Below are 13617 nucleotides of genomic sequence, written 5' to 3' on the forward strand. Positions count from 1 at the left end.
CACTCGCGGAGGTAGTCTTTTCGCCATGACTTCAATGAATGCGGAGATCCCGCAGACCTTTTCCAGCGGCTCCGGCACAATCAATGTTGATGCGCTCAAGTCCTCGATCGATGCTTCCTTCGACGAGACCATGACCCGTTTGAAAGCCCTGGTCGCTATCCCTGGGATCGCCTGGCCCAGCTTTGACCCGGCGGAGCTGGAGCGGAGTGCCGAGGCTGTTGCTGCGTTGGTCCGCGAGTCGGGCTTCCAGGACGTCCAGATCCTGCGCTGCGACAAGGCCGACGGGAATCCCGGTGGACCTGCCATAGTTGCGCGCCGCGTCGCCGCGCCGAGCAAAGCAACGATCCTGCTTTACGCGCACCACGACGTGCAGCCGCCGGGCGATGTGACCTTGTGGGACAGCGAGCCCTTCGTCGCAGAGGAACGCGATGGCCGCCTTTATGGCCGTGGCGCAGCCGACGACAAAGCGGGAATCATGGCCCACCTGGCGTCTTACGCCGCCGTAACCCAGGTGCTGGGAGACGATTTCGGCCTTGGGGTCACCTTGTTCTTCGAGGGCGAAGAAGAAGCGGGCTCGCCGACGTTCCGCACTTTCCTCGAAACCCACCGCGAGCTCCTCGAGGCGAACGTCATTGTTGTGGCGGATTCAAGCAACTGGAAAGTCGGTGTTCCCGCGCTGACAACGAGTCTCCGCGGCTTGGTGGACGGCACCTTCGAAGTGCGGGTGCTGGATCACGCCGTGCACTCCGGCATGTTCGGTGGTCCGGTACTGGATGCGCCGACCCTTCTGTCCCGACTCATCGCGACCCTGCACGACGACGAGGGCAACGTGGCCATCGAGGGCCTGGTTGCCAAGGATGACGTCGTTGAGGACGTGGACGAGGAACAGTACCGCGCTGACGCCTCAGTGCTCGACGGCGTACGGCTCGCAGGCAACGGGAGCATCGCTTCGAGGCTCTGGACCAAGCCCGCGTTGTCCATCATCGGCATCGACGCACCCGCCGTCGACGTCGCATCCAACACGCTGCTCCCCGCCGCGCGGGCAAAGTTCAGCCTGCGCCTGGCTCCTGGGCAGGATCCCGATGCCGCCATGGACGCAGTCGGCAGGCACCTGGAGGCGAACGCGCCCTTCGGTGCGAAGGTGACGTTTGTGCCGGGGGAGCGGGGCAACGCCTTCTCCACCGATACAACGTCAGCTGCAGCCCGGATCGCTATGTGGGCACTCGGTGAAGCATGGGGCGTGCCCGCCGTTGAAATGGGGATCGGTGGATCCATACCGTTCATCGCGGATCTGACGGAAACCTATCCGGATGTCCAGATCCTGGTGACTGGTGTCGAGGACCCCGACTCACGGGCCCACAGCGCCAACGAATCGCTCCACATCGGCGATTTCCGCAACGCTGTGCTCGCTGAGGCGCTGATGCTCGCCCGGTTGAACACGGAAGGCCTCTGAGCCCGCGCCTGCATCGACCGGGAACAACGTAAGGGTCCGGCCGGTTACGTTAGGAGTTATAGCTATGCGTCGGCTCGACGTAGCATGTAGCTATAGCCCGCACGTATTTGGGTAAGGGCAGGCCGCGCGAAGGCGCAGCCGCCAAGAGCTTCATAAGAAGGTAGGCCAATGAGCACTGCAACCAACGAAAACAGCACCGGAGCGCAGCTCGCGGGCGGCGAGCTTCCTGAGCACGAGGTCAAGTTGACCGATGTCGCCGCAGGTAAAGTCCGGAGCCTTCTCGAACAAGAAGGCCGCACGGACTTGCGGCTCCGCGTCGCTGTTCAGCCGGGCGGCTGCTCGGGCCTGATCTACCAGCTCTACTTCGACGAGCGCCTGCTCGACGGCGATGCCGTCCGCGATTACGACGGCGTCGAAGTGGTTGTCGACAAGATGAGCGTGCCTTACTTGAGCGGTGCCAGCATCGACTTCGAGGACACGATCTCGAAGCAGGGCTTCACCATCGACAACCCCAACGCCGGCGGGTCTTGCGCCTGCGGCGATTCGTTCCACTAACCCGGGCATTCGCAGGCTGTTGGCCCAGTTCAGGAACGGGTTGAACCCGGTCCGACGCACTGGGCCAGCATGTCGGCGAAAACCGCTCGGTAGCGGTAAGCTCTACATCGGGTAGTAAAACTTTAGTGTGCCCGGTGGGCTTCCGGCCGGCCGGGCTGCAGCAACAAGAGGAAGGGCCGTCTGTGAGTTCGCAGAACCGAACCGGCAGCCGACGCATAAAGATCACCTCGATCACTGGCTTGGCACTAGCCGGCGCGTTGGTTTTGACCGGATGTTCACCAGAGGTAGAAAAAGGCTGGTTGCCCACGGAACGTGGAACCACCAGCAACACCGATCGGATCATGGACCTCTGGGTCAACTCATGGATCGCCGCCCTCGCCGTCGGCATTATTACTTGGGGCCTGCTGGTCTGGTGCATCATCGCCTACCGCCGCCGCAAGGGCACCACGGGTTTCCCGAAGCAGCTTAGCTACAACCTCCCTCTGGAGGTCTTTTATTTGACCATTCCGCTGTTCATGGTGCTGGTGTTCTTCTACTTCACCGACCAGGACCAGCGTGCAATCGATGACCGCTCCCAGGCGGCCGACGTCACGATTGACGTGCGCGGCAAGCAGTGGGCTTGGGACTTCAACTACGTGAAGGGCCCGGTCATCACCGAAGACCTTCACGAGGCCGGCGTCCAGGCGCACCTCACGGGCAACAACGTGGACAAGGACAAGCTCCCCACCTTGTACCTGCCGGTCAACAAGTCTGTTGACCTTGAATTGAACTCCCGCGACGTCATTCACTCTTTCTGGGTACCCGCCTTCCTTCAGAAGCGCGACATGATCCCGGGCAAGACCAACTACATCAGGTTGACCCCCACCAAGGAGGGCACCTATGACGGCAAGTGCGCCGAACTTTGCGGTGAATACCACTCAGAGATGCTGTTCCGCGTGAAGGTCGTTTCCGAGGCTGAGTTCCAGGCTCACATGGACCAGCTTCGCCAGAGCGGCAACACCGGTCTTCTCGATTCGAAGTACGACCGCAACCCGAACCTGAACGCAAAGAATTAAGGGAAGCGACGTGGCTACTTACACTCAATCCGCCGGAGTCCTTGACGCTCCGGTAGTACCGAAGTCCAAGGGACGCATCGTCGTCAACTGGATCACCTCCACTGACCACAAGACCATCGGGTACATGTACCTGATCGCGTCCTTTGTGTTCTTCTGCCTGGGTGGCGTCATGGCGCTGCTGATCCGTGCCGAGCTCTTCGAGCCCGGCATGCAGATCCTGCAGACCAAGGAACAGTACAACCAGCTCTTCACGATGCACGGCACCGTGATGCTGCTGATGTTTGCGACGCCGCTGTTCGCAGGCTTCGCAAACGTCATCATGCCGCTTCAGATCGGCGCCCCCGATGTCGCCTTCCCGCGACTGAACGCGCTGGCTTTCTGGTTCTTCCTCTTCGGCTCCACCATCGCGGTGTCCGGCTTCATCACCCCGCAAGGTGCCGCCTCGTTCGGCTGGTTCGCCTACGCGCCTTTGTCGGACACGACGTTCACCCCGGGCGTGGGCGGAGACCTTTGGGTCTTCGGCCTGGCATTGTCCGGTTTCGGAACCATCCTGGGTGCCGTGAACTTCATTACCACCATCATCTGCATGCGCGCTCCCGGCATGACGATGTGGCGCATGCCGATCTTCACCTGGAACACCCTTGTGACGGCAATCCTGGTTCTCATGGCCTTCCCGCCGCTCGCCGCCGCGCTCTTCGCGCTCGGTGCCGACCGCCGCTTCGGCGCCCACATCTTCGACCCGGAGAACGGCGGAGCTGTCTTGTGGCAGCACCTGTTCTGGTTCTTCGGCCACCCGGAGGTTTACATCATTGCGCTGCCGTTCTTCGGCATCGTGTCCGAGATCTTCCCGGTATTCAGCCGCAAACCGATCTTCGGTTACAAGGGCCTGGTCTACGCGACCATCGCCATTGCCGCCCTGTCGGTTACCGTTTGGGCCCACCACATGTACGTCACCGGATCGGTGCTGCTGCCGTTCTTCTCCTTCATGACGATGCTGATCGCGGTACCCACCGGCGTGAAGTTCTTCAACTGGATCGGAACACTGTGGCAAGGCTCGATCACCTTCGAGACCCCCATGCTCTGGAGCATCGGCTTCCTGGTCACCTTCCTCTTCGGTGGCCTGACCGGCATCATCCTGGCCTCCCCGCCGCTTGACTTCCACGTCTCGGACTCCTACTTCGTCGTAGCGCACTTCCACTACGTCGTCTTCGGAACCGTCGTGTTCGCCATGTTCGCAGGCTTCTACTTCTGGTGGCCCAAGTGGACCGGCAAGATGCTCAACGAACGCCTCGGCAAGATCCACTTCTGGCTCCTCTTCCTGGGCTTCCACGGCACGTTCCTGATCCAGCACTGGCTCGGCGTCGAGGGCATGCCCCGCCGCTACGCGGACTACATGCCGCAGGACGGCTTCACCTGGATGAACCAGTTCTCCACCATTTCGTCCTTCGTGCTTGGCGCCTCGCTCCTGCCGTTCTTCTGGAACGTCTACATCACGTGGCGCAGCAACAAGAAGGTAGAAGTGGACGATCCCTGGGGCTTCGGCGCTTCGCTCGAGTGGGCCACATCCTGCCCGCCGCCGCGGCACAACTTCACCTCGTTGCCCCGTATTCGTTCCGAACGTCCTGCTTTGGACCTCCACCACCCGGAACTCGCCCAGCACCACACTGCACAGAGCCCCGAGCCGGCAGCAAAGGTACTCGGCAACGCTGATCAGAAGGACGCCAAGTGAAAATCGAATCATGGATCTTCGGAGCCGGGACCTTCTTCTTCGTCCCCGTCGCGGTGGCCTACGGCTTCCTGACCCACTGGTCCGAGTGGGTCGGAACCCTCGGCATTCTCCTGGTCGGTGGCTTGGCAGGCATGATCGGCGGCTACCTCGGTTTCACAGGCAAGCGAGTGGGCATGCGCCCGGAAGACCGTCCGGACGCTGAGATCCACGAGGGCGCCGGCGAGCAGGGACACTTCAGCCCCTGGAGCTGGTGGCCGTTGGTCCTCGGCCTGGCCTGTGCCGGTGGCTTCCTTGGCCTCGCCGTAGGTTTCTGGATCACGTTTGTCGCCGCTGGCCTGGCCCTCGTGGCCTTGGTCGGTTGGGTCTTCGAATACAGCCGTGGAGACCACGCGCACTAGAAGTACTTGAACAACGACGGCGGGCCCCACCACTTGGTGGGGCCCGCCGTCGTTGTATCTGGATGTTGCATGACGGTGCGTCGTAGGCGCACTGGCCCGCTCACTGCCCTTCTACGGCCTCCAGGACGGCCGAAAGAGCGGCCAAGGCATCGTTGACCTCATTGAGCGTGCGGCCGGCTTGCAGCGCTTCTCGGGAGACGGACAGAACCACTTCGCACCCATGGCCAAAATCCTCGGTCATGACCTCGAGCAAAGACCGGGCATCCACCGCTTGCTGCCCGGGCTTACGGATCGTCACCGGAAGGCCCGTGGCCGTCACAGCCCGCACGAACACGGCGGCAGCCCGTGCATGGAGGCCGATCTCTGCGGCGACGATGGCTTTGTGCTCGGGCAAACCGGCTCCTTTGACTCGGACGGCCAGATGCCGACTGCGATTTTGATCCCTACAAGCGTAGCGCCGCCACACGGCGCCAGCGTTTACAGTGCCGAGCTGGTCTAGACCTGCCGGTGGATTGGCCTACGCTTATTTCATGATAGATTTCGTGGCCGGGGGCCGCTGTGCCCGCTGAGGCATCCCGCATCGCGGGGGAGATCGACCGCAAGAGCGGCACTCCCATCTACGTTCAGTTGCGCGAGATCCTGCGCAGCTATATCTCCGCGTCGTGCAAACCCGGTGCGGCGTTGCCTTCGGAGCGGGACCTTTCCGAAAGATTCGGACTTGCCAGGATGACGGTGCGGCAGGCCATCGACGCCCTGGTCGGCGAAGAAGTCATTGAACGCGTGGTTGGGTTGGGAACCTTCGTCCGCAAACCGAAGCTGGACCTCCAGGTGAAGCTCACGTCCTACAGCGAGGAAATGCAACGGCGCGGCATGGTTCCGGCAGCGAAGGTGCTGAGCTTTGAACAGATCGCAGCCAGCGCCTTCCTGGCGAGGGAACTCCAGCTGGAGGAAGGCACGCCGTTGGTCCGCTTCCGCCGACTCCTCCTCGCGGACAACGAACCCATGAGCGTGGATGAGAACTTCATCCCGGCCCATCGCGTGCCAGGCCTCCTGGACGATGCGCCCCCCACTTCGCTATACAACGTGCTGAGTGAGAAATACGGGTTGGTGATGGAGTGGGGAGAGGACATGATCGAAGCGACGGCAGCTTCCCCATCAACGGCGCGGCTGTTGAACGTAGACGTCGGTACTCCGTTGCTCAAGATTCAGCGCCACGCATTCGTTGCCCGTGCCATGGTGGACTACTCCGTGTCCTACTACCGTGCCGACCGGTACAAGTTGTGGGTCCCGTTGCAGCGGCCGGGCGTCCGGTCCACCCGAAGCCAATCCACGGGGTACCGTACCCACTAGCTCAAAGCCCGGGAACCGGCCGCTTGAGCCCGCAAACGAAAGAAGGCCCCGTCCACATGGACGGGGCCTTCTTTGTGCTATCTGCGGGAGCTAGTGGCTAAGGCTCTTGTGCTCTTCGGCGGACTCGATGGCCTCATGGTGGCCGTGTCCGTGAGCGGCTTCAAGCTCGGCCGGGGTTGCCGGGGCAACACGGTCTTCGAAGAACCACTTGGACAACGCCGCGCGGCGCTTCTCCTTCGGGGTGACCACGCCGTGCTCGTTCGGCTCGGCCGGCAACGGGGAAGGCGACTCGAAGCCCACAAGCTTGTAATGCTTGTAGTCGTCCAGCGGTGCGTGTACCTCGATGAACTCGCCATGCGGCAGGCGCACGATCCGGCCCGTTTCACGGCCGTGCAGGGCAATCTCGCGGTCCTTGCGCTGCAGCGCAAGCGCCACACGCTTCGTGACCATGAACGCAATGATCGGGCCGATGAAGAACAGCGTGCGCAGCCAGTACGTGACGTCGTTCAGGGCAACGTGGAAATGCGTTGCGATGAGGTCCGAGCCGGCAGCGGCCCACATGACGCAGTACCAGGTGAAGCCTGCGACGCCAATGGCAGTGCGGGTAGGAGCGTTACGCGGACGGTCCAGAACGTGGTGCTCGCGGTTGTCCTTGGTGATCCAGCGTTCGATCCACGGGTACATGAACAGCACCGTGAAAATGATGCCGGCAGGAACCAACGCGGGCAGCAGCACATTCAGCGTCAGCACGTGGCCGAAAATGATGTATTCGAAGTGGAAGTCGTTGACCACACCAGGCATGAGTCGCAGGGCACCATCGACGAAGCCGATGTACCAGTCAGGCTGGGTACCTGCAGACACGGGGGAGGGGTCGTACGGCCCGTAGTTCCAGATCGGGTTGATGGTGAACATCGCAGCCATGAGCGCTACCACACCGAACACGATGAAGAAGAAGCCGCCGGCCTTGGCAGCGTAAACCGGACCGAGAGGGTAACCAACGACGTTGCCGTCGTTGCGGCCCGGGCCGGGGTACTGGGTGTGCTTGTGCACAACCACCATGAACAGGTGGATGACGATCATCAGCAGGATCATGGCTGGCACGAGGAGGATGTGCAGCACGTACAGTCGGCCGATGATGGCCGTACCCGGGAACTCGCCTCCGAAGAGGAAGAACGAGATGTACGTTCCAATTACCGGGATGGACTTGATGACACCGTCGATGATTCGCAGGCCGTTACCGGAGAGCAGGTCATCGGGAAGAGAGTATCCGGTGAAGCCTTCAGCCATGGCCAGGATGAGCAGGACGCCGCCCACTACCCAGTTCATTTCACGCGGCTTTCGGAAAGCGCCCGTGAAGAACACGCGCAGCATGTGCACACCAAGCGATGCCACGAACAGCAAAGCCGCCCAGTGGTGGACCTGGCGGAAGAACAAGCCACCGCGAATGTCGAAGGAAATGTTCAGCGACGAGTTGTACGCGACGGACATTTCGACATTCGTCAGAGGGGTGTACGAACCCGAGTAATGGGTCTCTGCCATGGACGGGTCGAAGAAGAAGGTCAGGAAGGTACCCGACATCAGGAGAATGACGAAGGAATACAGCGCCACCTCACCGAACATGAAGGACCAGTGGTCGGGGAAGACCTTCCGGCCGAATTCACGCAGGATTCCGGATCCGCCGACGCGCTCGTCAACGAAGTCCGTGATCCGGCCAACCTTGGTTTTGGGTACGAAGGGGACTTCAGCTGTTGATGAGGCGCTCATGCTCGTCACGCTCCCAGTAACTCGGTCCTACAGGTTCTTTGAAATCGCTCGTGGCTACGAGGTAGCCCTCAGCGTCAACCGCGATGGGCAGCTGGGGGAGCGGACGGCTGGCGGGGCCGAAGATAACCTTGCATTCCTTGGTGAGGTCGAAGGTTGACTGGTGGCACGGGCACAGCAGGTGGTGCGTTTGCTGCTCATAAAGGGCAACGGGGCAACCAACGTGGGTGCAGATCTTGGAGTAGGCAACGATTCCGTTGTAGCTCCAGGTTTCGCGTCCCTTGGAGATCGTCAAGTCATCCGGGTTGAGGCGCATGAGCAAAACGACGGCCTTGGCCTTCGCGTTGAGCTTGCCCTCCTGGAGTTCGTTGAGGCCCTCCGGGATCACGTGGAAGGCGGAACCGATGGTCACGTCCGATGCCTTGATCGGAGTTCCGTCGGGGTCGCGGGTGAGGCGCTTGAGCTTGCCGTCCTGGGGAGCCCACATGGTGTGCGCGAGCGTGTTGTCCGGGCGGGGACCCAGGTCACCGAACACTGCCAAGGCAGGGAGGGGCGCCAGTGCCACGGCACCCAGAAGGGTGTTGCGGATCAGCGGGCGACGCTTGATGCCGGTTTCCTCGACGATGTCCTCGACGATTCGCACGGCTGCCTGCCGGTCATCCTCGGTGCGGATGGCGTGGCGCTCTTCCGAAACCTCGTGGTCCGGCATGAGGGCCTTGGCCCAGTGCACGATGCCGGTGCCGATGCCCAGCATCGCAAATGCGGTGCCAAGGCCGAGCAACAGGTTTTGGGTGCGGATTGTTGCGATCGTGGAGTCTTGCCCAAGATCAATGGCAAAGTACGACACCAGGAAGATCACCGTGCCGATGACGGAGATGCCAAACAGTATGGCCACCTGTCGCTCGGCTCGCTTAGCGGCTCTCGGGTCCGTGTCAGCCAGGCGCAAACGGTGCGGAGGAAGCCCAGGATCCTGGAACTTCTCCACAACATTCTGACCAGCCGTAGCTACGGTGCCCGAGTGGTTCGGACTGCCGTCACTATGGTTGCCCATAATTCGCCTCATCCTTCTCTCGTTGTCCCGGCCGTAACCGGGTTAATGTTCAATTCAAAACTGCTGTGGGGACAGCAGAAGTTCTTTAGTGCGCTGGCCTAGGACGTACGCGACGTCAGCCAGATGGTGAAGGCGATGATGACGCCGAGGCCTGCAACCCAGACGAAGAGACCTTCGGATACCGGACCCAATCCTCCGAGATCGTTTCCACCAGGCGAGCCGTTGGTTTCGATCTTCTTCAGGAAGGTGATGATGTCGCGCTTGCCTTCAGGAGAGATGTTGGCGTCGTTGAAGACGGGCATGTTCTGCGGACCAGTGGCCATGGCTTCATAGATGTGCTGGCCGGAGACGCCAGCCAGTGCCGGAGCGAACTTTCCACGGGTCAAAGCACCGCCGGCGGCTGCGGCGTTGTGGCACATCGCGCAGTTCACGCGGAAGAGTTCGCCACCCTTGGCGGCATCTCCCTTTTCGTCGAGCAGCGATGCGTCGGGAATTGACGGGCCAGCGCCGAGCGAAGCGACGTAGGCCGCAAGCTGCTGGGTCTGCTGGTCGTTGAACTGCCGCGGCTTTTCCTGGGCCTGGGGTCCGTTCATCTGCATGGGCATACGGCCGGTGCCAACCTGGAAGTCAACCGCAGCAGCACCCACGCCGACCAGCGAGGGGCCGTCCTTGGTTCCGCTGGCGCCCATGCCGTGGCAGGTGGCGCAGTTGGCGGCGAAAAGCTTGCCGCCCTCCTGGGCGTCGCTTGCGCTGAAGGTAGTGGTATCTGCCTTCGCCTGGTTGACCGTTGTGGCAACGGCGTAGAGCCCACCAGTGACGAGGAGTCCCATCAGCAGCAGCGCAATGGCTGCCAGTGGATGACGTCGCTTCTGCGAGAGTGCCTTCACGTGGTGGTTCCTTTATTCGATCCTGCGTCGGCTCCAAGAGCCGCTTCTTTAAAATTCATCCTCTTGTGGAACAAGAGTGGGTGCCGGGCTACTTCAGTACGTAGATGACCAGGAAGAGGCCGATCCACACAACATCCACGAAGTGCCAATAGTACGAGGTGACGATTGCCGAGGTCGCTTCGAAGTGCCCGAACTTCTTGGCGGCGTAGGCACGGCCAATAATGAACAGGAAGGCGATGAGGCCGCCGATGACGTGGAGGCCGTGGAAGCCGGTTGTGATGTAGAACGAGGAACCGTAGGCATTGGCCGAGAGCGTCACATGCTCGGACACAAGCATCGCGTATTCGGTGGTCTGCCCGGCAACGAAGAAGGAGCCCATGATGAACGTCAGGATGAACCATTCGTTCATGCCCCAGCGGGTGAACTGCAGCACACCACCTCGACGGCGCGGCTCAAGTCGCTCGGCGGCGAAGACACCCATCTGGCAAGTGAAGGAACTCGACACAAGGACGATGGTGTTTACAAGCGCAAACGGGAAGTTGAGCTTGCCGGTTTCTTCCGCCCACAAGGCGCCCGACGTGGAGCGCAGCGTGAAGTACATGGCGAAGAGACCGGCGAAGAACATCAACTCACTGGAAAGCCACACAACGGTTCCAACGGAAACCAAATTGGGGCGATTCAGCGTCGGGTGCGCCGGGGTACTGGGGGCATGGGTCGCAGATGTCACAAGGACATTATGTCTGTAAAAGTCCGGACTTCCCAATGCGAACCGCCATTTGGGGAGACTTTTTCTACAAACACGCGAATTCGCGCGGAAAAGTTCCCGGCGTCCTTAGCATTGGTCACGGAGCAGGGTGGATCGCTAGCATCAAGTGGTGACTTCACAGGCATCTGCAGAGCAGGCAAGCAACTCGTGGCCCGGACTCATCTCCGCATTGATCAACGGGCATGACCTCTCGGTCGGGAACACGGCATGGGCCATGAACACGATCATGTCCGGAGAAGCCGCCCCTTCCCAGATTGCCGGTTTCCTGGTTGCCCTGCGCGCCAAGGGGGAAACGGTGGAAGAGGTCACCGGACTGGTGGAGGCAATGCTCTCCAACGCCAAGCCCGTGAGCATTCCGGGTGAAAAGCTCGACATCGTAGGCACCGGCGGCGATCGACTCAACACGGTCAACATCTCGACCATGGCTGCCCTCGTGGCGGCCGGCGCGGGAGCGCGTGTCGTAAAGCACGGGAACCGGGCGGCATCGTCGTCGTCGGGCTCTGCCGATGTCCTGGAAGCCTTGGGCGTGAGGCTCGACTTGCCGATCGAACGCGTAGCCCGCAACGCCGAAGAGGCGGGAATCACCTTCTGTTTCGCCCAGGTGTTCCACCCGTCGTTCCGCCATACCGGTGTGGTGCGGGCGGAGCTTGGCATTCCCACGGCCTTCAACTTCCTGGGACCCATGACCAACCCGGCCCATGTCCAGGCTTCGGCCGTGGGTGTTGCCAACGCCACCATGGCTCCCTTGATCGCAGGGGTCCTTGCCCGGCGGGGGAGCCGCGGATTGGTATTCCGCGGGGAAGACGGACTAGATGAACTCACCACTACGGGTCCATCCACGGTATGGGAAATCAGGAACGGGCAAGTGAGCGAGCAGCGGTTCTCGCCCGCGGATCTGGGGATCGCTGCGGCGACCGTCGCCGATCTTCGAGGCGGCGACGCAAAGGCGAATGCCGCCGTCGTACGCGAAGTGCTTGACGGGAAGCCGGGCCCGGTCCGGGACGCGGTGTTGCTCAACGCCGCCGCAGGCCTGGTGGCCTTCGACACTGCAGCCGACGGACCGTTCCTGGACCGCATGAAGTCGGCCTGGCTGCGGGCTGCGGAATCCATCGATTCCGGAGCAGCCATCCGGGTCCTCGACACGTGGGTGGGACTCACCCAAAGGTAGGCAAGGCGCCCGGCTTCAGGCGGTTACTGCTCGAAGCCCAGTGAAAACGCCGCGTCCAGATCATGCTGCGAGTAGGCCCTGAAGGCGATATGGGTGGTGGTGTGCACCACCGCGGGAACCTTGGAGAGCTTGTCGGCGATGACGTCCGCCAACTCCTCATGCTTCGCCACGCGCGCCACGGCAATAAGGTCCCATTCGCCTGTGACGGAGTAGACCTCGCTGATTCCTTGGATGGCGGAGATCTCCTCGGCCGTCTCCGGGATGCGTGAAGCGTCGGTCTTGATCAGGACAAAAGCGGTGATCACTGGGGGCGGCCTTTCCGAAGTGCAGCAGTGGACGTAGCAAGCCTAGTCCATCGGCCGGTGCCTAGGACCGGCGGCTCCGTCGACGGGCACGCACCACGAGGGCGATCACGGCGCGGTAGCCGAGGAGCAGAATCGCCAAGCTGATCAAGGCGACAATGATGAACGCGAGCACCACGGTCTGCCCGGTAGCCGCACGCAAAAGCATGCCCCCGGCCACGGTTCCAATCCATACGCCGACGCCGGCCGGCCAGATCTGCAGGGGTGCCCGCCAGGCCCGCACGGCAAGCCATCCGATCGCGGCACCGGCAAGAAACGGCCATGCCGTGGAAAAGACCCCGGTCACCACATCGGCGCGCTGGTGTGCGTCGCGGCCGATGGCCGCGAAAACAAGAATGAGAATGGCGTCGGCCAGGCCGGCGATGAGAGCGGTGCGGGGCAGGGCGGGTTTTGCAGCAGGCATGGAAACGACACTATCCCGCACTGATGCCCGAACTCGAACCGAAAGTCCTGCGCATGCCACTAGGCCCCGGAACCGGCACCTCTTGAACCCGCACCCTTGAACCAGCACCTCTTGAATCGGGATCGAGTACCGCGGAAGATGTGGCTACGACACGTGAAGCGACGCCAACCTCCGGAGGTGCAACATGAAGTTGATCCAGGTTGCCCAGCGGGCGGTGGACCTCGACCGGGCATCGGCGTTCTACTCCCGGTTGCTGGGCAGTGCGCCGAGCGGAAGATTCGATCCGCCCGGCCTGCTCTTCTTCGATCTCGACGGCGTCAGGCTTCTCCTGGATCGCGGCGCTCCGTCGTCGCTGATCTACCTCGACGTCCCGGATCTCCGGCTCTCTGTTGAAGACCTACGCGCCTCGGGAACGAAGATCGTCCAGGAGCCACAATTGGTCTACAGCCATGTCGATGGAAGCCTCGGGCCAGTTGGAAGCGATGAGTGGATGGCCTTTATCAAGGACAGCGAGGGCAACACAGTCGGGCTGGTCGGCCGGCAGGCAAGCGGCAGCTAGGAAGCGGGGCCCCGGGAGCTGACAGCCGCCGTCGGGCAGGAAAAAGTTTGCCTGTAGATGGTCCCGGCGGGCGCTGTTAGCATGACGAAAAGGTAGCTGATCGTGCTGCCCCCAAACACC

Annotated in this window: 15 protein-coding genes; 8 read left to right on the forward strand and 7 right to left on the reverse strand. The window is 61.9% G+C overall.

From position 1 onward, the window contains the following. Nucleotides 1–25 precede the first annotated feature (25 nt). The 5 genes from VLA65_RS08165 to VLA65_RS08185 all read left to right on the forward strand — a co-directional run bounded on the left by VLA65_RS08165 (nt 26) and on the right by VLA65_RS08185 (nt 5190). Entirely contained in the window at nt 26–1453 is a 1428-nt protein-coding gene (locus tag VLA65_RS08165) for a dipeptidase (protein ID WP_332602199.1), read from the forward strand. 168 nt (nt 1454–1621) lie between these two features. Beyond that, on the forward strand, nt 1622–2008 hold the full coding sequence (locus VLA65_RS08170; protein ID WP_059390004.1) for a HesB/IscA family protein: 387 nt from the start codon (nt 1622–1624) through the stop codon (nt 2006–2008). Nucleotides 2009–2190: 182 nt separating this feature from the next. Next, the gene (ctaC, locus tag VLA65_RS08175) at nt 2191–3063 is read left to right on the forward strand and encodes an aa3-type cytochrome oxidase subunit II (protein ID WP_059390003.1); all 873 of its coding nucleotides are present in this window, start codon (nt 2191–2193) and stop codon (nt 3061–3063) included. Nucleotides 3064–3073: 10 nt separating this feature from the next. Beyond that, on the forward strand, nt 3074–4792 hold the full coding sequence (gene ctaD, locus VLA65_RS08180) for an aa3-type cytochrome oxidase subunit I (protein ID WP_059390002.1): 1719 nt from the start codon (nt 3074–3076) through the stop codon (nt 4790–4792). Next, on the forward strand, nt 4789–5190 hold the full coding sequence (locus tag VLA65_RS08185) for a cytochrome c oxidase subunit 4 (RefSeq protein ID WP_284989024.1): 402 nt from the start codon (nt 4789–4791) through the stop codon (nt 5188–5190). The genes ctaD and VLA65_RS08185 overlap by 4 nt, the downstream gene beginning before the upstream one ends. A 100-nt stretch (nt 5191–5290) precedes the next feature. Here the strand turns inward: VLA65_RS08185 and VLA65_RS08190 are convergent, their stop codons facing one another. Next, a complete protein-coding gene (locus tag VLA65_RS08190) occupies nt 5291–5584 on the reverse strand; it encodes an HPr family phosphocarrier protein (RefSeq protein ID WP_306959838.1) in 294 nt (97 codons plus the stop codon). Nucleotides 5585–5748: 164 nt separating this feature from the next. Here VLA65_RS08190 and VLA65_RS08195 point away from each other — a divergent pair, with 164 nt between their 5' ends. Beyond that, nucleotides 5749–6540: a GntR family transcriptional regulator gene (locus VLA65_RS08195; RefSeq protein WP_059390001.1), complete on the forward strand. Its 792-nt coding sequence runs from the start codon at nt 5749–5751 to the stop codon at nt 6538–6540. Between the two features lie 90 nt (nt 6541–6630). On the opposite strand, the gene qcrB is transcribed toward VLA65_RS08195, so the two are convergent. The 4 genes from qcrB to ctaE all read right to left on the reverse strand — a co-directional run bounded on the left by qcrB (nt 6631) and on the right by ctaE (nt 11002). After that, nucleotides 6631–8304, reverse strand: a complete 1674-nt coding sequence (gene qcrB / locus VLA65_RS08200; protein ID WP_059390000.1) for a cytochrome bc1 complex cytochrome b subunit — start codon at nt 8302–8304, stop codon at nt 6631–6633. Beyond that, the gene (gene qcrA / locus VLA65_RS08205) at nt 8282–9352 is read right to left on the reverse strand and encodes a cytochrome bc1 complex Rieske iron-sulfur subunit (RefSeq protein ID WP_284989026.1); all 1071 of its coding nucleotides are present in this window, start codon (nt 9350–9352) and stop codon (nt 8282–8284) included. Before qcrA ends, qcrB begins: the two co-directional genes overlap by 23 nt. A gap of 98 nt (nt 9353–9450) precedes the next feature. Further along, nucleotides 9451–10239: a cytochrome bc1 complex diheme cytochrome c subunit gene (qcrC, locus tag VLA65_RS08210; RefSeq protein ID WP_059389999.1), complete on the reverse strand. Its 789-nt coding sequence runs from the start codon at nt 10237–10239 to the stop codon at nt 9451–9453. 88 nt (nt 10240–10327) lie between these two features. Continuing rightward, a complete protein-coding gene (ctaE, locus tag VLA65_RS08215; RefSeq protein ID WP_172465702.1) occupies nt 10328–11002 on the reverse strand; it encodes an aa3-type cytochrome oxidase subunit III in 675 nt (224 codons plus the stop codon). A 112-nt stretch (nt 11003–11114) separates the two neighbouring features. On the opposite strand from ctaE, the gene trpD reads away from it, so the two are divergent. Beyond that, nucleotides 11115–12173: an anthranilate phosphoribosyltransferase gene (trpD, locus tag VLA65_RS08220; RefSeq protein ID WP_306959843.1), complete on the forward strand. Its 1059-nt coding sequence runs from the start codon at nt 11115–11117 to the stop codon at nt 12171–12173. A 23-nt stretch (nt 12174–12196) separates the two neighbouring features. Here the strand turns inward: trpD and VLA65_RS08225 are convergent, their stop codons facing one another. Both VLA65_RS08225 and VLA65_RS08230 read right to left on the reverse strand, forming a co-directional pair. Continuing rightward, nucleotides 12197–12478 (reverse strand): Lrp/AsnC family transcriptional regulator, encoded by a 282-nt coding sequence (locus tag VLA65_RS08225; protein WP_078108932.1) that lies wholly within the window; start codon nt 12476–12478, stop codon nt 12197–12199. Nucleotides 12479–12539: 61 nt separating this feature from the next. After that, on the reverse strand, nt 12540–12938 hold the full coding sequence (locus VLA65_RS08230) for a DUF3054 domain-containing protein (protein WP_307053456.1): 399 nt from the start codon (nt 12936–12938) through the stop codon (nt 12540–12542). A gap of 184 nt (nt 12939–13122) precedes the next feature. Here VLA65_RS08230 and VLA65_RS08235 point away from each other — a divergent pair, with 184 nt between their 5' ends. Then, entirely contained in the window at nt 13123–13497 is a 375-nt protein-coding gene (locus VLA65_RS08235) for a VOC family protein (protein WP_284989029.1), read from the forward strand. The last annotated feature ends 120 nt before the right edge of the window (nt 13498–13617 follow it).

Source organism: Arthrobacter sp. S2(2024) (assembly GCF_036662515.1).
Classification (GTDB): Bacteria; Actinomycetota; Actinomycetes; order Actinomycetales; family Micrococcaceae; genus Arthrobacter.